Source organism: Pantoea sp. PSNIH1, assembly GCF_007680655.1.
GTDB classification, from domain to species: Bacteria; Pseudomonadota; Gammaproteobacteria; order Enterobacterales; family Enterobacteriaceae; genus Pantoea; species Pantoea eucrina.
In genome coordinates this window covers 121,462-140,438 of record NZ_VEIP01000002.1, presented here as the reverse complement: position 1 = coordinate 140,438, position 18,977 = coordinate 121,462, and the positions used below count along the sequence as shown (strand labels likewise).

Annotated in this window: 18 protein-coding genes and 1 tRNA gene; 13 read left to right on the top strand and 6 right to left on the bottom strand. The window is 56.7% G+C overall.

What is annotated here, in order from left to right:
• Window positions 1–12: 12 nt before the first annotated feature.
• A complete protein-coding gene (epmB, locus tag FS690_RS08215) occupies window positions 13–1,041 on the top strand; it encodes an EF-P beta-lysylation protein EpmB (protein ID WP_039382136.1) in 1,029 nt (342 codons plus the stop codon).
• Between the two features lie 54 nt (window positions 1,042–1,095).
• Window positions 1,096–1,332, top strand: coding sequence for a hypothetical protein (locus FS690_RS08210; protein ID WP_145339385.1), 237 nt, complete (start codon window positions 1,096–1,098; stop codon window positions 1,330–1,332).
• Here the strand turns inward: FS690_RS08210 and FS690_RS08205 are convergent.
• From FS690_RS08205 to FS690_RS08190, 4 genes are all read right to left on the bottom strand, one after another.
• Window positions 1,317–1,664, bottom strand: coding sequence for a DUF4156 domain-containing protein (locus FS690_RS08205; RefSeq protein ID WP_039385686.1), 348 nt, complete (start codon window positions 1,662–1,664; stop codon window positions 1,317–1,319). The genes FS690_RS08210 and FS690_RS08205 overlap by 16 nt on opposite strands.
• Window positions 1,665–1,862: 198 nt before the next feature.
• Entirely contained in the window at window positions 1,863–3,512 is a 1,650-nt protein-coding gene (gene groL, locus FS690_RS08200; protein ID WP_104085595.1) for a chaperonin GroEL, read from the bottom strand.
• Between the two features lie 46 nt (window positions 3,513–3,558).
• On the bottom strand, window positions 3,559–3,852 hold the full coding sequence (locus FS690_RS08195) for a co-chaperone GroES (RefSeq protein ID WP_039382130.1): 294 nt from the start codon (window positions 3,850–3,852) through the stop codon (window positions 3,559–3,561).
• 194 nt (window positions 3,853–4,046) lie between these two features.
• On the bottom strand, window positions 4,047–4,499 hold the full coding sequence (locus FS690_RS08190) for an FxsA family protein (protein ID WP_039382127.1): 453 nt from the start codon (window positions 4,497–4,499) through the stop codon (window positions 4,047–4,049).
• A 376-nt stretch (window positions 4,500–4,875) separates the two neighbouring features.
• Between FS690_RS08190 and aspA the strand changes: the two genes are divergently transcribed.
• The 6 genes from aspA to FS690_RS08160 all read left to right on the top strand — a co-directional run bounded on the left by aspA (window position 4,876) and on the right by FS690_RS08160 (window position 11,451).
• A complete protein-coding gene (aspA, locus tag FS690_RS08185; protein ID WP_039382126.1) occupies window positions 4,876–6,312 on the top strand; it encodes an aspartate ammonia-lyase in 1,437 nt (478 codons plus the stop codon).
• Window positions 6,313–6,427: 115 nt separating this feature from the next.
• Window positions 6,428–7,729 (top strand): anaerobic C4-dicarboxylate transporter, encoded by a 1,302-nt coding sequence (locus FS690_RS08180; RefSeq protein WP_071669144.1) that lies wholly within the window; start codon window positions 6,428–6,430, stop codon window positions 7,727–7,729.
• 82 nt (window positions 7,730–7,811) lie between these two features.
• The gene (locus FS690_RS08175) at window positions 7,812–9,497 is read left to right on the top strand and encodes a protein-disulfide reductase DsbD (protein ID WP_145339383.1); all 1,686 of its coding nucleotides are present in this window, start codon (window positions 7,812–7,814) and stop codon (window positions 9,495–9,497) included.
• A gap of 64 nt (window positions 9,498–9,561) precedes the next feature.
• Window positions 9,562–10,140 (top strand): transcriptional regulator, encoded by a 579-nt coding sequence (locus FS690_RS08170; RefSeq protein WP_145339381.1) that lies wholly within the window; start codon window positions 9,562–9,564, stop codon window positions 10,138–10,140.
• Window positions 10,141–10,246: 106 nt separating this feature from the next.
• Window positions 10,247–10,322: transfer RNA gene (locus FS690_RS08165), tRNA-Phe, on the top strand.
• A gap of 244 nt (window positions 10,323–10,566) precedes the next feature.
• The gene (locus FS690_RS08160) at window positions 10,567–11,451 is read left to right on the top strand and encodes a sugar phosphate isomerase/epimerase family protein (RefSeq protein ID WP_039382117.1); all 885 of its coding nucleotides are present in this window, start codon (window positions 10,567–10,569) and stop codon (window positions 11,449–11,451) included.
• 54 nt (window positions 11,452–11,505) lie between these two features.
• Here FS690_RS08160 and FS690_RS18360 read toward each other — a convergent pair whose 3' ends face one another.
• Window positions 11,506–11,676 carry a hypothetical protein gene (locus FS690_RS18360; protein ID WP_186368981.1) on the bottom strand — a complete coding sequence of 57 codons (171 nt, stop codon included), beginning with the start codon at window positions 11,674–11,676 and terminating at the stop codon, window positions 11,506–11,508.
• Between the two features lie 4 nt (window positions 11,677–11,680).
• Here FS690_RS18360 and FS690_RS08155 point away from each other — a divergent pair, with 4 nt between their 5' ends.
• From FS690_RS08155 to FS690_RS08145, 3 genes are all read left to right on the top strand, one after another.
• Window positions 11,681–12,700, top strand: a complete 1,020-nt coding sequence (locus tag FS690_RS08155) for a LacI family DNA-binding transcriptional regulator (protein ID WP_039382113.1) — start codon at window positions 11,681–11,683, stop codon at window positions 12,698–12,700.
• Between the two features lie 101 nt (window positions 12,701–12,801).
• Window positions 12,802–13,683 (top strand): glutathione-dependent disulfide-bond oxidoreductase, encoded by an 882-nt coding sequence (gene yghU / locus FS690_RS08150; protein ID WP_108570032.1) that lies wholly within the window; start codon window positions 12,802–12,804, stop codon window positions 13,681–13,683.
• Window positions 13,683–13,973 carry a DUF1330 domain-containing protein gene (locus tag FS690_RS08145; protein ID WP_039382107.1) on the top strand — a complete coding sequence of 97 codons (291 nt, stop codon included), beginning with the start codon at window positions 13,683–13,685 and terminating at the stop codon, window positions 13,971–13,973. The genes yghU and FS690_RS08145 overlap by 1 nt, the downstream gene beginning before the upstream one ends.
• Before the next feature lie 76 nt (window positions 13,974–14,049).
• On the opposite strand, the gene FS690_RS08140 is transcribed toward FS690_RS08145, so the two are convergent.
• Window positions 14,050–15,291 (bottom strand): MFS transporter, encoded by a 1,242-nt coding sequence (locus tag FS690_RS08140; protein ID WP_039382105.1) that lies wholly within the window; start codon window positions 15,289–15,291, stop codon window positions 14,050–14,052.
• Window positions 15,292–15,709: 418 nt separating this feature from the next.
• Between FS690_RS08140 and FS690_RS08135 the strand changes: the two genes are divergently transcribed.
• Complete coding sequence (locus tag FS690_RS08135) at window positions 15,710–16,303, top strand: hypothetical protein (RefSeq protein WP_145339379.1); 594 nt, start codon at window positions 15,710–15,712, stop codon at window positions 16,301–16,303.
• A 289-nt stretch (window positions 16,304–16,592) separates the two neighbouring features.
• The gene (locus FS690_RS08130) at window positions 16,593–18,971 is read left to right on the top strand and encodes a glucose/quinate/shikimate family membrane-bound PQQ-dependent dehydrogenase (protein WP_145339378.1); all 2,379 of its coding nucleotides are present in this window, start codon (window positions 16,593–16,595) and stop codon (window positions 18,969–18,971) included.
• Window positions 18,972–18,977 lie beyond the last annotated feature (6 nt).

Sequence of the window (18,977 nt, the reverse complement as noted above, 5' to 3'; positions counted from 1 at the left end):
ATAGCCAAAAAAATGGCACACATTGTAACCCTAAATTCCCCTGTCAGAGAAGATTGGTTGCAGCAACTTGCTGATGTTGTCACCGATCCTGCTGAATTACTGCAACTTTTAGGCCTCGAACATCATCAGGAATTAGCTGCCGGCCACGCTGCACGCCAGCTTTTTGCCCTGCGCGTGCCGCGCGCCTTCATTCAGCGCATGCGCCACGGCGATGCCGGTGACCCTCTGCTGCTGCAGGTGCTGACCAGCCGCCAGGAGTTTACCGATGCGCCGGGCTACACTACCGATCCGCTCGATGAGCAGAGCAGCGTGGTGCCGGGCCTGCTGCACAAGTATAAAAACCGCGCGCTGCTGCTGGTCAAAGGGGGCTGTGCGGTAAACTGCCGCTACTGTTTCCGCCGTCACTTTCCTTATCAGGATAATCAGGGCAACAAGCGTAACTGGCAGGCGGCGATCGACTACATTGCCGCGCACCCGGAGCTGGATGAGATTATCTTTTCCGGCGGCGATCCGCTGATGGCTAAAGATCATGAGCTGGCCTGGCTGATTGCGGCGCTGGAGCAGATCCCGCATCTGAAGCGCCTGCGTATTCACAGCCGGCTGCCGGTGGTGATCCCGGCGCGCATTACGGAAACGCTGTGTCAGCTGCTGGCTGACACCCGCCTGCAGGTGCTGCTGGTAAGCCATATCAATCATGCGCAGGAGATTGATGAGGCGCTGCGCGCGCGTCTGCAGCTGCTGAAGCGATCGGGCGTGACGCTGCTGAATCAGAGCGTGCTGCTGCGCGGCGTTAATGATAATGCGGATGCGCTGGCTGAGCTAAGTAATGCGCTGTTTGATGCCGGCATTCTGCCCTACTATCTCCACGTGCTCGACAAAGTTCAGGGCGCTGCCCACTTCTTTGTTTCAGACGCCGAAGCGCGCGCGCTGATGCGTCAGCTGCTCAGCCGGGTCTCCGGCTATATGGTTCCCAGACTGGCGCGTGAGATTGGCGGTGAGCCGAGCAAAACCCCGCTGGACCTTCAGCTGCGTCAGGAGTAACGCTCGCTCTCCGGTGCGCATGAATGCGCACCCTACAAAGACGTGCCGCAATTGATGCGTACCCTGCAAACAGACGTGCCGCAACTGATACGCACCCTGCAAGCAGACGTGCCGCAACTGATGCGCACCCTGCAAACAGACGTGCCACAATTGATGCGCACCCGGCGTGCTTATGTAGGGTCGCCATTAATGGCGACCATAGCGGCTCGTAACCCCCACATTCCGCTGCAAATAAAAAAAGCCGCTCTCGCGGCTTTTTTATTGCTGCTCTGCTATTACGGACACTTGTAAACCTGGCCGGTCATTTTGCTGTCGAGCGGCGCGAACGCAGAAAGCAGATTCTGCGTCGGGCTGGTGGCACCATAAATAACGTTGCCGCCCATTTCAGCCGCCCGGTTGCGCAGATCGTTGGCAGCACCGCGCAGCGCGCTATTTTCGCCGCCCGCCCCGCTCAGCCAGTTGCTCTGTGAGCCGGTGACGTTGCCCAGAAGCTGACATTGACTTGCTGGCTGCTCATCGACAAACGTGACGCGTTCGCCAGCGGCGCTCAGCTGATTTGAGCTGCTGCAACCCGCCAGCAGCATGATGCCCGCTGCCAGTCCGGGCAAGAGGTTAATCCGCATTGTAATCCCCATTTTATTATCATCAGTGTCGGGCGGCAGCGTAGCAGAAAAGCGCACTTTTTTTCTGAACATTCATTGCCCTGAACCCACAAAGCCGAAAGATCGCGTCCCTACTTATACCCTGTTCGCCAGCAAAAGAAAAACCCCCGACCGTTTCCGGTCGGGGGTTTCGCAGATAGCTTACGCTGTCGGGGACAATTACATCATGCCGCCCATACCGCCCATGCCACCCATACCGCCTGCGCCCGCGCCTAAATCAGGTGCGTCGCCTTTAGGCAGATCGGTAACCATGCACTCGGTAGTGATCATCAGACCAGCTACAGAGGCCGCGTACTGCAGCGCAGAACGGGTTACTTTGGTCGGGTCCAGGATGCCGAAGTCGATCATGTTGCCGTACTCTTCGGTCTGCGCGTTGTAACCGTAGTTACCGTCGCCCGCTTTCACGTTGTTTGCCACAACGGAAGGCTCTTCACCGGCGTTGGAAACGATCTGACGCAGCGGAGCTTCCATTGCGCGCAGCGCAACTTTGATACCGACGTTCTGATCTTCGTTCTGACCACGCAGATCGGTCAGCTGAGCCGCAACGCGAACCAGCGCGACGCCGCCGCCTGCTACCACGCCTTCTTCTACCGCAGCACGGGTAGCGTGCAGGGCATCTTCAACGCGCGCTTTCTTCTCTTTCATTTCCACTTCAGTAGCGGCACCTACTTTCAGTACGGCTACGCCGCCTGCCAGTTTCGCTACGCGCTCCTGCAGCTTCTCTTTATCGTAATCTGAGGTCGCTTCTTCGATCTGCTGACGGATCTGCGATACGCGGCCAGAGATAGCACCCTGATCGCCCACGCCATCAATGATGGTGGTGGTATCTTTGTTGATCACAACGCGCTTCGCCTGACCCAGATCTTCCAGCGTGGATTTCTCCAGCTCCATACCGATCTCTTCAGAGATCACGGTACCGCCGGTCAGGATAGCGATATCCTGCAGCATCGCTTTACGACGGTCGCCAAAGCCTGGTGCTTTAACCGCAGCCACTTTCACGATACCGCGCATGGTGTTCACCACCAGCGTTGCCAGTGCTTCACCTTCCACATCTTCCGCGATGATCAGCAGTGGTTTGCCCGCTTTCGCAACGGCTTCCAGTACTGGCAGCATTTCACGGATGTTGGAGATTTTTTTGTCAGCCAGCAGAATGAACGGGCTTTCCAGCTCAACTGCGCCGGTTTCTGGCTTGTTGATGAAGTAAGGAGAGAGGTAGCCGCGATCGAACTGCATACCTTCCACTACGTCCAGCTCGTCCTGCAGGCCGGTGCCTTCTTCAACGGTGATAACGCCTTCTTTACCCACTTTTTCCATCGCCTGGGCGATCAGGGTACCAACGCTCTCATCGGAGTTAGCAGAAATCGTACCTACCTGCGCGATTGCACGGGTGTCCTGGCAAGGTACAGACAGCGCTTTCAGCTGCTCAACAGCAGCGATAACAGCTTTATCGATACCGCGCTTCAGATCCATCGGGTTCATGCCGGCCGCAACGGCTTTCAGGCCTTCGTTAACGATAGACTGTGCCAGTACGGTTGCGGTGGTGGTGCCGTCGCCTGCTGCATCGTTTGCTTTAGACGCGACTTCTTTCACCATCTGTGCACCCATGTTCTCGAACTTATCTTCCAGCTCGATTTCACGCGCAACAGAAACACCATCTTTAGTGATGGTCGGTGCACCAAAAGATTTATCCAGAACCACGTTACGGCCTTTCGGGCCCAGGGTAACTTTTACTGCATCTGCCAGTACGTTCACGCCACGCAGCATTTTTACGCGTGCGTCATTACCGAATTTTACGTCTTTAGCTGCCATTTCAAATTTCCCTTAAATTCGTTTCGTTCAGTGAATTACGCGTAAATTACGCTTCGACAATCGCCAGGATGTCGCTTTCAGAGATGATCAGAACTTCTTCGTTGTCGATTTTCTCGGTTTTTGCACCGTAGCCTTCGCTGAAAATCACCAGATCACCCACTTTCACGTCCAGCGGCTTGATCTCGCCGTTGTCCAGGATGCGGCCATTGCCAACAGCCAGAACTTCACCACGGGTTGATTTGCCAGCTGCAGAGCCGGTCAGGACGATACCGCCTGCTGATTTAGCTTCAACTTCTTTACGCTTGACGATAACGCGATCGTGCAACGGACGAATTTTCATTTGGTAGCTCTCCTTTGAGAAGTCCAATCATTCATTTTTGGGTTGAACGCCGGGCTTGAGGGTTCCGGCCTCGTGCAGGAAGAGATAGGGGCAGACAAGAGAGTTTCAAGGGGAAAAAAATAAAAAAATTTTTGTTTGTGCTACAAACGCTTAAAAAGAATACAAATAAGGCGGCTTGCGCCGCCTCGCTTACCTCAGCGATCTTTATCGTGGCCGATGCGATCCTGATCTTTACGCTCAAATTCACCATCCATCGTTACGCCGCTGTCGGGTCCCTGCCCCGGACCGCGCCAGACGCGCAGATGCGGCATCAGCCTCAGCGTCAGGAGCTTTTGCACTGGCGGCAGCAGCAGCAGCAGGCCGAGAAAATCGGTAAAGAAGCCGGGCAGCAGCAGCAGCACACCAGCGATGATCAGCGAGACGCTTTTAATCATCTCCGCTGCCGGGCTTTCGTTACGCGCAAGCTTCTCCTGCATCAGCATAAAGTTTTTCATGCCCTGATTTTTCACCAGCGACACACCGATACAGGAGGTGAAAATCACCAGCAGCATCGTCAGCAGCACGCCCAGCGCATGTGCCACCTGGATAAACAGCGTGATCTCAATCCACGCCAGGACAAAAAAGAGTAAAAACGGTAACCAGCGCACTGGTGTCTCCTGTGAGTTGGGCCGCCTCGCGACAGGCCAGGCGGCAGAAACAGAGCGATCGTAACGATCATAGGTAGTGAGATGGGCACCCGCGCGGTGGATTTCAACCGCACCGGCCAAATAATTCCTTTTGACATAAAAGTGAGAGATACATCACATATCGTTATTACCACTTGCCGGGCAAATGTCCGTAAAGTGATCTGTGTACGAGCATTTCTGCCGTGACAGAATATGATCGTGCCCGCCAGCCCGAAGATGGATAAAATGTCGGCACTGGTATTCCACGACAATATAATTGCTTCACCTGCGTGTTATTCGCTCTCCATCCATGCCGGATGCGTGGCGGTATCAGAGCAGCAATAATAAGAAGGTAATCATGGCGAACAACATTCGTATCGAAGAAGACCTGTTAGGCATGCGCGAAGTGCCGGCGGATGCTTACTACGGTGTTCATACTCTGCGTGCGATTGAAAATTTCTATATCAGTAGCAGTAAAATCAGCGACATTCCTGAATTTGTCCGCGGCATGGTGATGGTTAAAAAAGCAGCCGCGCTGGCTAACAAAGAGCTGCAGACGATCCCGCGCAACATTGCGAATACCATTATTCAGGCCTGCGATGAGGTGCTGAACAACGGCAAATGCATGGATCAGTTCCCGGTAGATGTTTACCAGGGCGGCGCCGGCACCTCGGTGAACATGAATACCAACGAAGTGCTGGCAAACATCGGCCTGGAGCTGATGGGTCACCAGAAAGGTGAGTATCAGTATCTGAACCCCAACGACCACGTTAACAAATGCCAGTCAACCAATGATGCCTACCCGACCGGCTTCCGGATTGCGGTTTACGCCTCTATTCTCAAGCTGCTGGATGCGATTGCCCAGCTGAGCGAAGGCTTCCAGCGCAAAGCCGTGGAGTTTGAAAACATTCTGAAGATGGGCCGCACCCAGCTGCAGGATGCAGTGCCGATGTCGCTGGGCCAGGAGTTCCACGCGTTTAACGTGCTGCTGAATGAAGAGACCCGCAATATTCTGCGCACCGCCGAGCTGTTGCTGGAAGTGAACCTTGGCGCAACCGCAATCGGTACCCGCCTCAACACGCCGGATGGCTATCAGCAGCTGGCCGTGCAGCGCCTGGCAGAAGTCAGCAATCTGCCGGTGGTGCCGGCGGAAGATCTGATTGAAGCAACGTCCGACTGCGGCGCCTACGTCATGGTGCATTCAGCGCTGAAGCGTCTGGCGGTGAAGCTGTCAAAAATCTGCAACGACCTGCGTCTGCTCTCTTCCGGTCCGCGCGCCGGCCTGAACGAAATCAACCTGCCGGAACTGCAGGCGGGCTCCTCGATCATGCCAGCCAAAGTCAATCCGGTGGTGCCGGAAGTGGTGAATCAGGTCTGTTTTAAGGTTATCGGCAACGATACCACGGTGACCATGGCGTCTGAGGCGGGTCAGCTGCAGCTCAACGTGATGGAACCGGTGATTGGCCAGGCGCTGTTTGAATCCGTCAGCATCCTGACCAACGCCTGCTATAACCTGCTGGAAAAATGCGTTAACGGCATTACGGCGAACAAAGCAGTCTGCGAAGCGTACGTATTCAACTCTATCGGTATTGTCACCTATCTCAACCCCTACATCGGCCATCACAACGGCGATATCGTGGGTAAAGTCTGTGCTGAAACCGGCAAAAGCGTACGTGAAGTGGTGCTGGAACGCGGCCTGCTGACCGAAGCGGAGCTGGATGATATCTTCTCCGTCCAGAACCTGATGCATCCGACCTATAAAGCGAAACGCTATACCGACGAAAACGAACAGTAATCTGTTTCCGATCACGTCGTCCCGGGCACGCCTGTATACAATACGGCGTGCTTTTTTTATATGTGGCGACTACAACATTCAGGGGGCACGTTCTGCAGCCTGAGGAGAGAAACGGATGATAGCAGTGGAACTGGCAGTGGTATTCATGGCGATCTGGCTCGGTGCCCGCCTGGGCGGTATCGGAATCGGCTTTGCCGGCGGTCTGGGAGTGCTGATATTGACGCTGGTGTGCGGCATGAAGCCCGGCGCAATCCCGTTTGATGTGATCGAAATTATTATGGCCGTTATCGCCGCGATTGCTGCCATGCAGGTCGCAGGCGGTATGGATTACCTGGTCGGGCTGGCGGAAAAGCTGCTGCGCCGCCATCCGCGCTACGTGACTTTTCTGGCGCCGCTGGTGACCTATCTGATGACGCTGCTGGCCGGCACCGGCCACACCGCTTTTTCCACGCTGCCGGTTATCGCTGAAGTTGCTAAAGAGCAGGGCGTCAGGCCATCGCGTCCGCTCTCTATCGCGGTGGTGGCCTCACAGATTGCGATCACCGCCTCTCCGCTCTCTGCGGCAGTGGTATTTTTTGCCTCCATACTGGAACCCCGCGGCGTCAGCTATCTGGCGCTGCTGGGCGTGGCGCTGCCCTCAACGATGGCGGCAATCTTCTGCGCGGCAGTGATCACCAACTTTCTGGGTACAGAGCTGAAGGATGATGCAATCTATCAGGCGCGACTTGCCAGAGGCGACGTGACGCTGCGCGGTGAGAAAGTGTATACCACCCGACCCGGCGCGCGCCGCGCCGTATTGCTGTTTCTGACCGGCATTGTGGCAGTGGTGCTCTATGCCACCGCCATCAGCGACAGCGTGGGCCTGCTCGCCAGCCCGGTGCTGCCGCGTAACGAAGCGATCGTCGTGTTTATGCTCACGGTCGCTACGCTGATCTGTCTGACCTGCCGCGTGGACAGCAGTGAGATCCTCAGCGCCAGTACGTTTAAATCGGGCATGAGCGCCTGCATCTGCGTCATGGGCGTGGCGTGGCTGGGCGATACCTTTGTCAAAGCGCACCTGAGCGAGATCCAGACTCTGGCGGGTGACATGCTGCAGCGCTATCCCTGGATGCTGGCGCTGGTGCTGTTTTTTGCCGCCACCTTGCTTTATTCGCAGGCGGCAACCACCAAAGCATTGATGCCGGCAGCACTGATGCTCGGCGTCTCGCCGCTGGCGGCAGTAGCCTCGTTTGCTGCGGTATCAGCGCTCTTTGTCCTGCCTACCTATCCGACGCTGCTGGCCGCGGTGGAAATGGATGACACCGGTTCGACGCGAATCGGCAAGTTTGTCTTTAACCACTCCTTTATCATTCCGGGCATACTGGCCATCGCCTTTTCCGTGGCGTTTGGCTTTCTGTTTGGCAGTCTGATCCTCTGACGCCGTTACATTATGAAATCCTGTGCCGAAGCGGTCGTGCTATGCTCACCGCTTCTGCACTACCGGAGTTGATTAATCTGTTATGGCTGCATCTCTTTCCCGCCTGCTGACGCTCTGCCTGACGCTGCTGCTTTGCCTGTCGGCTCAGGCCGATCTCTTTGCGCCGAAATCCACCAGCCGCTTTGTGCCGGTCGATCAGGCCTTTCAGTTTGATTTTTCTCAGCGGGGCTCAACGCTGACGCTGAACTGGCAGGTCAGGCCCGGCTACTATCTCTATCGTCAGCAGATGAAGATTACGGCTCAGCACGCGCAGCTGGCCCCGCTGACGCTGCCGGCTGGCGAAACGCATGAAGATGAATTTTATGGCAAAAGCGAGATCTATCGTCAGGCGGTGACGCTGCCGGTGACGCTGCAGCGGGCGGATGCGGGCGCCACGCTGACGGTGACGTATCAGGGCTGCGCCGCGGCCGGATTCTGCTACCCGCCGGAGAGCCGTACCGTTCCGCTGAGCGCCGTCAGCAGCGGCAGCGCGCCGGTTACGGCGCAGCCTGCCGCCACGCCGCTGCCCTTCTCGCCGCTCTGGGCACTGCTGATCGGTATCGGCGTCGCCTTTACCCCCTGTGTCCTGCCGATGTACCCGCTGATTTCCGGCATTATCCTCGGCGGCGCACGCCGCTACAGCGTCGGCCGGCTGCTGGCGCTGGCGCTGGTCTATGTGCAGGGCATGGCGCTGACCTACACGCTTTTGGGCGTTGTGGTCGCGGCGGCCGGGCTGCGCTTTCAGGCGGCGCTGCAGCATCCATACGTCCTGGCGGGTCTGTCGCTGCTGTTTATTCTGCTGGCGCTGTCGATGTTTGGCCTGTTTTCGCTGCAGCTGCCCGCCAGCCTGCAGACGCGTCTTGCGCTCTGGAGCAATCAGCAGCGCGGCGGCTCGCTGCCTGGCGTATTTGTCATGGGCGCGCTGGCCGGGCTTATCTGCTCCCCCTGCACCACGGCGCCGCTCAGCGCGATCCTGCTGTATATCGCACAGAGCGGAAACCTGTGGGCCGGCGCCGGCACGCTGTGGCTCTACGCCGTGGGAATGGGGCTGCCGCTGATCGCCGTCACGCTTTTTGGCCATCGGCTACTGCCCAAAAGCGGCCAGTGGATGCAGACGGTAAAAGAGGCATTCGGGTTTGTTATCCTGGCGCTTCCGGTATTTCTGCTGGAGCGTATCCTCGGCGACACCTGGGGTTTGCGGCTCTGGAGTCTGCTGGGCGTAGCGTTTTTCAGCTGGGCATTTATTCACAGCATCAACGCGCGCGGCAAGTGGCGCGTCGTGCCGCTGGTGATGTTAGGGGCAGCGCTGATTATGGCGCGGCCGCTGCAGGAGTGGGCGTTTGGCGCTACGGCAAGCCAGAGCGTGGCACACCTGCCCTTTAAGCGCATCAGCAGCAGCGCGGAGCTTGAGCAGGCGCTGCAGCAGGCACCGGGGCGCATCACCATGCTCGATCTCTATGCCGACTGGTGTGTCGCCTGCAAAGAGTTTGAAAAATATACCTTCAGCGATCCGGCAGTCGCCAGCGCGCTTGCTGACGTGCAGCTGCTGCAGGCGGATGTCACCGCAAACAGCGCGCAGGACAATGCCCTGCTGAAGCAGCTGCAGGTGGCGGGATTACCGACCATTCTGTTTTTTGACGCGCAGGGTCGCGAGATCCCCGATTCGCGTATCAGCGGCTTTCTGCGTGCGGCAGCGTTTCGCGCGCATTTGCAGAATCTGCCGCGTTAAACGACACTGGTTCAGCCACTGCCCGCTCATCGACGAGCGGGCCGATATTCCAGAGGAGAGTCATGTGCAACGCGAACAAATTCTGGAGCATGCGCTGAATGTGCTCGAACAACACGGCCTGGCGGCCACCCTGTCGCTGCCACAGCTGGCAGGTGAAACCGGCCTCAGCACCGGACAGCTGACCCGCTACTGGCCCGACTGCGATGCGCTGCTCTATGATGCACTGCGCTATCACGGTCAGCAGATCGACAGCTGGCGGCGTCAGGTACAGCTGGATGAGCGGCTCACTCCGGCGCAAAAGCTGATGGCGCGCTATGACGTGCTGGCAGAGTATGTCAGCAAAGGCCGGTTTCCCGGCTGCCTGTTTATTGCTGCCTGCAGCTTCTATCCGCAGCCTGACCAGCCGGTGCACCAGCTGGCGGAGCAGCAGAAGCGAAACTCATGGCAGTTTACCCATGAGATCCTGGTTGAGCTGGCGCTGGATAATCCCGCGATGGTGGCCGATCAGATGGAGCTGATCCTCGAGGGCTGCCTGAGCAAACTGCTGGTGAAACGCAACGTACAGGATGTGGCGACCGCCCGGCGCCTGGCGGAAGATGTATTCAGCATTGCGCTCTGTCGTCAGAACGGCGCACTCGCCTGAAAACGGGCTGACATGCCTGAAAAGCAGGCAGTCAGTCACGGATAGCGCGCTTTTTTGCTAAAACCCGTTGACGATCTGCGGCCATTAAGGTTTAATGCGCCCCGTTGCCCGAATAGCTCAGTCGGTAGAGCAGCGGATTGAAAATCCGCGTGTCCCTGGTTCGATTCCGGGTTCGGGCACCACAATTCAGAAAACCCGGCCTTATGGCCGGGTTTTTGCTTTTCTGCTTTATTCATTCTGCTTTGCCTGCTGCTCCTGTAGCCGGTGCCGTCCTGATGGTTTTACATCAGCAAAATCGTAGAACGCGCCGACTTCCCTTCCTATAGTGGCTGATAAACACATTCTCCGTCTGCCTGGCGTTTCTGCATCAGCTTCCGCCTGTCCGGAACAACGCTGGCAGCGGAATAGCGCAGGAGAAGCGACAGCATGAAAATTGCTTTTGACGTGGATGTTATCCGGGATCTCGGCATTACCCGGATGGTGCATCAGGTGGCGGAATGGGGCTATAAATATATTGAGCAATCACCCCATCCGCAGATCAATCCCTTTTATAAACACCCCAAAGCCAGCCGCGAAATCCTGCGTGAATATAAAAATGCGCTGAACGCCACCGGCACCGAAATCTCTTCCTTCATCACGGTTTATCGCTGGTCGGGACCCGACGAGCTGCGGCGTCAGGCGGCGGTAAAAAACTGGAAGCGCATGATTGAGATTGCGGTTGAGATGGGCGTGCAGGTTATCAATACCGAACTCTCCGGCAACCCTAATGAGCCAGAAATCTGCGAAGAGATGTTCTACCGCTCTATGGAGGAGCTGCTGCCGATCGTTGAGCGGGAAGGGATCCGCATTGAAATCCAGGCGCACCCGTGGGATTTCTGCGAAGAGAACAATGAAACAGCGGATATCGTGAAGTCGTTTCGCAGCGATAACGTGAAGTATATCTATAGTGCGCCCCACACCTTCTATTATGACAAAGGCAAAGGGGATGTGAAAAACATGCTGCACTACGCTGGCGACGATCTGTCGCATATGCTGATCGCCGATACCATGAACCACACCAAACACTGCCGCTACATTGTGAATCCGCCCGGCGTGGACGCAACCATCCATCAGCACGTCGCGGTGGGAGAAGGCGAAGTCAACTTCGATGCGCTGTTTGAAGCGCTGCGCGAGATGGATTTTGCCCGGCGCAGCTTCAAAGTCGGCGGTGAGTCGATTATCTCAGCGGCGCTGTTCGGCTATCCGGAGAAGATGCGCTATCAGGCGGTAGAGACGCGCGAACTGATTGAGCGCGAACTGCTGAACCTCTGATTGCCGCATCGGGTAGTATTCTCCCCCTGGGCCCTGCAGGGGGAAACGCACCGCTTACATCGCGCCAGGCATCACCGCGCCCTTCTGCAGCGGCACTATTATCATCGCCATATCAACAGCAAAGCTGCGGATCTCCTCCTTTAGCTCACACTTCAGAATGCCCTGTCTTGTCAAAATATTCCGTTCTGGCAGGCTGTCAGAACGCAGTTTTTTGATGGAATTCACTCGAATGAAAGCAACCACGCTGGCCGGACTGGCTAAGCGCGCAGGCGTTGGCGTCGCAACCGTGGATCGGGTCCTGAACGATCGAGGGGGCGTCTCGCCCGCGATGACGCGAAAAGTGCTGCAGGCGGCCCGAGAGGCGGGCTTAAAACGTATTCTGCCGGAGGAGCATCGTCACAGCTGGCAGATTGAGGTCATCCTGAGCGGCAACGGCTCATTCTTCTTTCAGCAGCTGGCGCAGGAGTTTGCCCGTCTGGCAGATGCGCTGGGCTACCGGCGGGTCCGGCTGCATCGCACGCTTATCCCGGAAGATGCGCCGGAGAAGCTGGCGGCCCATATCGATGCCGGCAGTAAAAGAATGGACGGGCTGATTGTTTTTGCCCACGCCAGCCCGCTGATTTATCAGGCGCTGGCCAGCTGCCAGGCGCGGGGCGTGCCGGTCATCACGCTGGTGAGCGATCTGCCGGACGCGCCGCGGCTCTGCCATGTCGGTATCGATCAATACAAAGCGGGACGCACGGCGGGCCTGATGCTCGGCAGCATGGCGGCCAGTACAGGGGATGTGGTGCTGATCAGCGGTCGCGCTGACTACCTCGCGCACCAGCAGCGTATTGAAGGTTTTCAGCAGGTGCTGGCTGAGCGCTTTCCACAGTTGCGACTGCGTGAGATCCTCGCCGGCCAGGACGATCGCGAACGCATCAGCCGGCTGCTGGAAAAAACGCTGGCGGGATCGCGCCAGATCGCCGGACTCTATAACACCGGCATGGGCAATACCCAGATTTATGAAGCGCTGGCGCGCCACCGGCTGTGCGGCAGCACGGTTTATGTGACGCATGAACTTTATGCAACTACGCGCCAGCTGCTGCAGCAGCGCATCCTGACCCTGACCCTCGATCAGAACACGCAGCGCCACGCTGAACTCGCTCTGACCCTGCTGCTGCGGCATCTGGAAGAGCGCGAGCAGCCTGATACTTACGCGCCGGGCAAAGTCGACTTTATGCTCTATACCCAGGAGAACTGTACCTGATCCCGCAAACCCGCTCACCGCCAGCGCGGTTAAATCGGCGCGGAATTGCGCTGCTACACTCAGTGGCAGCGCAACGCTCACGACCATAAGGTGAAATGACGATGTCAGATAATCAGTATCAGCCCGCAAAAGTCTGGACCTGGGAACCGGAAGCCAAAGGCAACGGCGCCAGCACGAACCGCCCTGCCGCTGGCGCCACGCATGAGCAGGCGCTGCCGGTCGGGAAGCATCCGCTGCAGCTCTACTCGCTCGGTACGCCAAATGGTCAGAAGGTCACTATTCTGCTGGAGGAGCTGCTGGCGGTGGGCGTAAAAGAGGCGGAGTATGACGCCTGGCTCATCCGCATTGGTGAAGGCGATCAGTTCTCCAGCGGTTTTGTTGATGTGAACCCTAACTCTAAAATTCCGGCGCTGAGCGACCACTCCGTGACGCCACCGCAGCGGGTGTTTGAATCAGGTAATATCCTGCTCTATCTGGCGGAGAAGTTTGGCTACTTTATTCCGGAAGATGTGGCGGGCCGCACTGAAACCCTGAACTGGCTCTTCTGGCTGCAGGGTTCTGCACCCTATCTTGGCGGCGGCTTTGGCCATTTCTACCACTATGCACCGGAGAAAATTGAATACGCCATCAACCGCTTTACGCTGGAAGCGAAGCGTCAGCTGGATGTGCTGGATCGCCAGCTGGCGGATCACCGTTTCCTCGCAGGTGACGCCTATACCATTGCGGATATCGCGACCTGGCCCTGGTATGGCAACCTGGTGCTGAATGGCCTGTATGGTGCAGCAGAGTTTCTGGATGTGCAGGCTTACACCAACGTGGTGCGCTGGGCGAAAGAGATCGCGGAGCGTCCGGCGGTAGTACGCGGACGTAAAGTTAATCGCGCCTTTGCCGCTGAGCCGCAGGATCAGCTGCTGGAGCGGCATGACGCCAGCGATTTTGAACACAACACCGAAGATAAACGTCAGGCACGGGGAGAGAAGTAATGACCGCTTACATGGTAATGATTAAGGATGAGACGCTGGACAAAGATGAGCTGGCAACCTACTCACAGAAAGCGGGCGACGCGCGTGGCGATCATCAGATCACGCCGCTGGCTTTTTATGGCGAGCAGGAAGTGCTGGAAGGCCGGGATGCCGAAGGCGTTGTCGTTCTGGCATTTGCCGATATGGACGCCGCGCGCGCCTGGTATCACAGTCCGGCTTATCAGGAAGCGAAAGCGCACCGCGTGAAAGGCGCTAACTACCGCGTTATCCTGGTCAACGGGGTCGCATAACGCGCCGACGCCAGGCAGACCGGCTGCCGGTCTGCTGATGTGCCCGGCGGCGTGATGCTGCGCCGGGCACCCTCATCTACACGCCGCTTTCATTCTCCAGCTTTTGCCGTTTGCGCAGATGCGGGAAAAGCGTCATCCAGACGGCGACCACTATCAGCGTACCTATTCCGCCCAGCGCGGCCGCCGGTACCGCCCCCAGCCATGCGGCCAGCAGGCCAGATTCAAACTCCCCCAGCTGATTGGACGTATTGATAAAAATAGCGTTCACGGCGTTGACGCGACCACGCATATCATCCGGCGTATCGAGCTGGACCAGCGCACCGCGGATCACCATACTGACCATATCAAATCCCCCCAGCGCAGCCAGCGCCAGCAGCGACAGCCAGAGCTGAGTGGAGAGCGCAAACAGCAGCGTCGCCAGACCAAAACCGGCTACCGAGCCAAACATAATCATACCGACGTGCTTCTCCAGCTTATTACGGCTGAGCCAGACGCCCACCACAAGCGCACCGACTGATGGTGCGCCGCGCAGCATGCCCAGCCCCCACGGCCCGGTATGCAGAATATCCTGCGCAAAAATCGGCAGCAGCGCCGTGGCCCCGCCCAGCAGCACGGCAAACAGGTCAAGCGAGATCACGCCCAGCACATCTTTGCGCTCGCGAATAAAACGCACGCCAGCGAACATATTGGTCAGGTTCATCGGCATGCGCGACTGCGGCGGCCGCGCGTAGCGCAGGCGGCTAATCAGTACGATAGAGAAGAGATAGAACAGCGCGGAAACGCCATACACCACTTCAGGCCCGGCGACATAAAGCAGGCCGCCCAGCGTCGGGCCGACGATCACTGCCGCCTGACCGCCTACTGAACTGGCAGCCATCGCACGGGCCAGAACCGGCGGCGGCACCAGCGCCGGCAGCATAGAGGTGATAGCCGGCCACTCCAGCGCCTTTGCCACTGAGATCAGAAACACCAGTCCCCAGATCTCAACGCTTCCTGCCCAGTGCAGCAGCGTCAGCGCCACCAGCCCAAGCAGCGCTGCCCACTCAATCAGTTGTCCCACCAGAACAATGCGACGACGGTCGTGCTGATCGGCCAGATGACCAGCCGGCAGCGCCAGCAGTACCGAGGGTAAAAACTGCATTAAGCCGATCATACCCAGCGCCAGCGCACTGTGTGTCAGGGCATAGATTTGCCAGCTGACCGCCACTGAAAACATCTGAAAGCCGAATGACGAGCAGGTGCGCGCCAGCCAGAAAGCCACAAACGGTCGATGCCGCAGCAGAGAGTCTTCTGCAGCAGAGCTTTTTATACCTGTCATGCGATCCCATCCTGAAATGATTAACTGATTAGCGTCATTGCACTAATCTGGTCAGAAGCCAGGCAGTGACTTCTGTTATCGTTTTGTCTCTCTGAGCGTGCGTGATATCACTCTGGCAGGCAATGGCAGGTTGTGCGCTTTTGAAACAAAAACTTAACTGCCTGGCAGATAAACATTGGTCTCTATATATCAGGAGAGTGATTGTTATTGATTGAATACCGGTATTGATTTATTGATTACTGAATTAACAGCTTAATTATCCCTTTTAACGCCAGGAATATCTCTGTATCAGAGACAGGTAAAAAAAGGTGATTTAACACTCTCTTTCGATCTATATTAGCCGCCGGTAAATTTCAGTCATAACACGCATTTATAATAAAACATATCTTTCCGGTTAATAATTTTTTTGCAGAGATACATGAAAAACAGTACTTATAATCCTTATGTTACTGAGCGTATTCATCGCTTTGACAACACGCTGTGCGGCGTGTGTTATTCAGCACCCTTTATGCATTGCGAGCAGGACGCTGTTACATTACTTAATGGACATAACATAATTGCTTTGCATAATCAGTTGCCTGATACCCCTGAACTAATAATTATTCCGCTGGCGGGAAATAGCCTGATGGAATTTTTACGTGCCCCGGAAAATTATCCGATGCTGCAGGCTGCCCACGTCCGTCTGGCAATTGATTATGCAGGGCTGCTACAGGGTGGTGCCCCTCTGCTTGCCGTTGCGCACCACTTCTCATTCTGGCTGTGCGATCTCGCGCCGCCGGGAACAGAGTGGAAAAAGATCGTGGCGTTTCCATTTAGCGGTGTGGTTTTATCCGAGGATTTTTTTAACGATAATTACCTCAAGTTCAGCTTTCCGTTTTTAATTGAGTCTCTGAGAGAAAGAGAAGCAGACGTTATATTACGCACCGCACAGCTGACGCTGAATAGCGAACATTACCAGCGCCTGCAGTTAAGCGGCTGGCAGCAGCAGCGCACACCCGGCACGCTTTTTTAGGGTAACCGTTTACACAATCTGCTACTTCGCGGCGCAGCCACCTGATTTGATCGGAATTAACGCCGCTATTCCGCCATAAAATGTCGTGTGATTTGGTCCGACAGAGTTAAAACCGCTAAAAAAAGCAAACTCGTTAACGTTTTTAAGATAAAATTTAACGCAAAGGGATCATCTGGCGTCACGGAAGAACGCTGCGTGAACATTTCTGCTCACTTCGTACTCTATGTCGGGAAACAGCCTGAAGCGTTGTTTCCTTTGTTTTTCTATGGCAAAGAAAGAGGTCAATATTATGGGGAAAGCTTCCTCATCTTTTGGCGTAATCCGCCTGCTCACGGTGCTGTTCGCACTGCTGACGGGCGCGTTTATGCTGGTTGGTGGCATTTGGTTAGCCACCATTGGAGGTTCCTGGTACTACGTTATTGGCGGTGTGATGATGCTGATCACCGCTGTTCTGCTCTGGCGTCGCAGCAGCGCCGCGCTGCGGCTGTATGCGCTGCTGCTGCTTGGCACGCTGATCTGGGGCGTATGGGAAGTCGGCTTTGACTTCTGGGCGCTGGCACCGCGCACCGATGTACTGGTGATTTTCGGTATCTGGCTGATCCTGCCTTTCGTCTATCGCACGTTCAATCCTGCCGGCAGAGGCGCGATGCTGGTGGCGCTGATTGCCAGCGTACTGGTTCTGGCGTGGGCTGTTTTCCACGATCCGCAGGAGCTGAATGGCGAGCTGCCCGCTGCAGCGACCACCCCGCAGACTCAGCCTATCAGCAATATTGCTGATGCTGACTGGCCGGCGTACGCGCGCGATCAGCAGGGTACCCGCTTTTCTCCGCTGAAGCAGATCAATGCCAGCAACGTCAAAGAGCTGCAGGTTGCCTGGCAGTTCCAGACCGGCGATCTGAAAAATGCTAACGATCCGGGTGAAATCACTGATGAAGTGACGCCGATTAAAATCCGCGACACGCTCTATCTCTGCTCACCGCATCAAATCCTGTTTGCGCTGGATGCTACAACCGGTAAACAGAAGTGGAAGTTTGATCCGGCTCTGAAGCAGAATCCGACCTTCCAGCACATCACCTGCCGCGGCGTTTCCTATCATGAAACCCCTGCAGCAGCGGATAGCGCGGCAACTCAGCCGGCACTCTGCGCACGTCGCATCTATCTGCCGGTCAATGATGGTCGTCTGTTTGCTCTGGATGCGGAAACCGGCGAACGCTGCCCGGCATTTGGTAACAACGGTGAGCTGGACCTGCAGCACAAGCAGCCGGTTACCACCCCTGGTCAGTATGAACCGACCTCGCCACCGATTATCACCGATACCACTATCGTGATCGCCGGTGCCGTAACCGATAACTACTCTACCCGTGAGCCATCAGGTGTCATCCGCGGCTTTGACGTCAACACCGGCAAACTGCTGTGGGCATTCGATCCGGGCGCGAAAGATCCTAACGCGATTCCGGAAGATGAGCACACCTACACCCTGAATTCACCGAACTCATGGGCACCGGCGGTTTACGATCCGAAACTGGATATCGTTTATCTGCCAATGGGCGTCTCTACCCCGGATATCTGGGGCGGCAACCGTACGCCTGAGCAGGAGCGTTATGCGAACAGCGTTCTGGCGCTAAATGCCACCACCGGTAAGCTGGTCTGGTCTTATCAGACCGTGCATCACGACCTGTGGGATATGGACCTGCCTTCTCAGCCGACGCTGGCTGATATCACCGACAAAGATGGCAACACCGTTCCGGTGATCTACGCGCCGGCGAAAACCGGTAACATCTTTGTACTGGATCGCCGCAACGGCAAGCTGGTTGTACCGGCACCGGAAACCCCGGTTCCGCAGGGCGCAGCGAAAGGTGACCACGTATCACCGACGCAGCCTTACTCTGAGCTGACCTACCGTCCTAAGCAGAATCTGACTGACAAGGATATGTGGGGCGCGACGATGTTCGACCAGCTGGTGTGCCGCGTGATCTTCAAGCGCCTGCGCTATGAAGGTCCGTTCACGCCGCCGTCTGAACAGGGTACGCTGGTCTTCCCGGGTAACCTCGGTATGTTTGAATGGGGTGGTATCGCCGTTGATCCACATCGTCAGATTGCCATCGCTAACCCAATGGCGCTGCCGTTTGTCTCGAAGCTGATCCCACGCGGACCGGGCAACCCGGCTGAGCCACCGAAAGGTGCGGAAGGCGGCTCCGGTACTGAAACCGGCGTGCAGCCGCAGTATGGCGTGCCGTTTGGCGTTGAGCTGAATCCATTCCTGTCACCTTTCGGCCTGCCGTGCAAACAGCCAGCCTGGGGTTATATTTCTGCGGTGGATCTGAAAACCAACGAAACCGTATGGAAAAAACGCATTGGTACCGTGCGCGACAGCGCGCCACTGCCGCTGCCGTTTAAGATGGGTATGCCAATGCTGGGCGGCCCAATCACCACGGCGGGACACGTTGCCTTTATCGGCGCAACGGCAGATAACTATCTGCGTGCGTTTGATACCAACACCGGTGAAATGCTGTGGCAGGCGCGTCTGCCAGCCGGTGGTCAGGCAACGCCGATGACCTATGAAGCGAACGGCAAGCAGTACGTTGTCATTGCAGCTGGCGGTCACGGTTCGTTTGGCACCAAACTGGGCGACTACGTGGTTGCCTATGCGCTGCCTGATACGAAATAACCTTTC

Bases quoted from the DNA above. Each gene is read 5' to 3' on its own strand.
- FS690_RS08210 (WP_145339385.1), top strand. From the start codon at position 1,096: ATGCGTACCCTGCAAACAGACGTGCCGCAACTGATACGCACCCTGCAA.
- FS690_RS08180 (WP_071669144.1), top strand. From the start codon at position 6,428: ATGATAGCAGTGGAACTGGCAGTGGTATTCATGGCGATCTGGCTCGGT.
- yghU (WP_108570032.1), top strand. From the start codon at position 12,802: ATGTCAGATAATCAGTATCAGCCCGCAAAAGTCTGGACCTGGGAACCG.
- FS690_RS08155 (WP_039382113.1), top strand. From the start codon at position 11,681: ATGAAAGCAACCACGCTGGCCGGACTGGCTAAGCGCGCAGGCGTTGGC.
- FS690_RS08175 (WP_145339383.1), top strand. From the start codon at position 7,812: ATGGCTGCATCTCTTTCCCGCCTGCTGACGCTCTGCCTGACGCTGCTG.
- FS690_RS08135 (WP_145339379.1), top strand. From the start codon at position 15,710: ATGAAAAACAGTACTTATAATCCTTATGTTACTGAGCGTATTCATCGC.
- FS690_RS08140 (WP_039382105.1), bottom strand. From the start codon at position 15,291: ATGACAGGTATAAAAAGCTCTGCTGCAGAAGACTCTCTGCTGCGGCAT.
- groL (WP_104085595.1), bottom strand. From the start codon at position 3,512: ATGGCAGCTAAAGACGTAAAATTCGGTAATGACGCACGCGTAAAAATG.
- FS690_RS08160 (WP_039382117.1), top strand. From the start codon at position 10,567: ATGAAAATTGCTTTTGACGTGGATGTTATCCGGGATCTCGGCATTACC.
- aspA (WP_039382126.1), top strand. From the start codon at position 4,876: ATGGCGAACAACATTCGTATCGAAGAAGACCTGTTAGGCATGCGCGAA.
- epmB (WP_039382136.1), top strand. From the start codon at position 13: ATGGCACACATTGTAACCCTAAATTCCCCTGTCAGAGAAGATTGGTTG.
- FS690_RS08195 (WP_039382130.1), bottom strand. From the start codon at position 3,852: ATGAAAATTCGTCCGTTGCACGATCGCGTTATCGTCAAGCGTAAAGAA.
- FS690_RS08130 (WP_145339378.1), top strand. From the start codon at position 16,593: ATGGGGAAAGCTTCCTCATCTTTTGGCGTAATCCGCCTGCTCACGGTG.
- FS690_RS08145 (WP_039382107.1), top strand. From the start codon at position 13,683: ATGACCGCTTACATGGTAATGATTAAGGATGAGACGCTGGACAAAGAT.
- FS690_RS08205 (WP_039385686.1), bottom strand. From the start codon at position 1,664: ATGCGGATTAACCTCTTGCCCGGACTGGCAGCGGGCATCATGCTGCTG.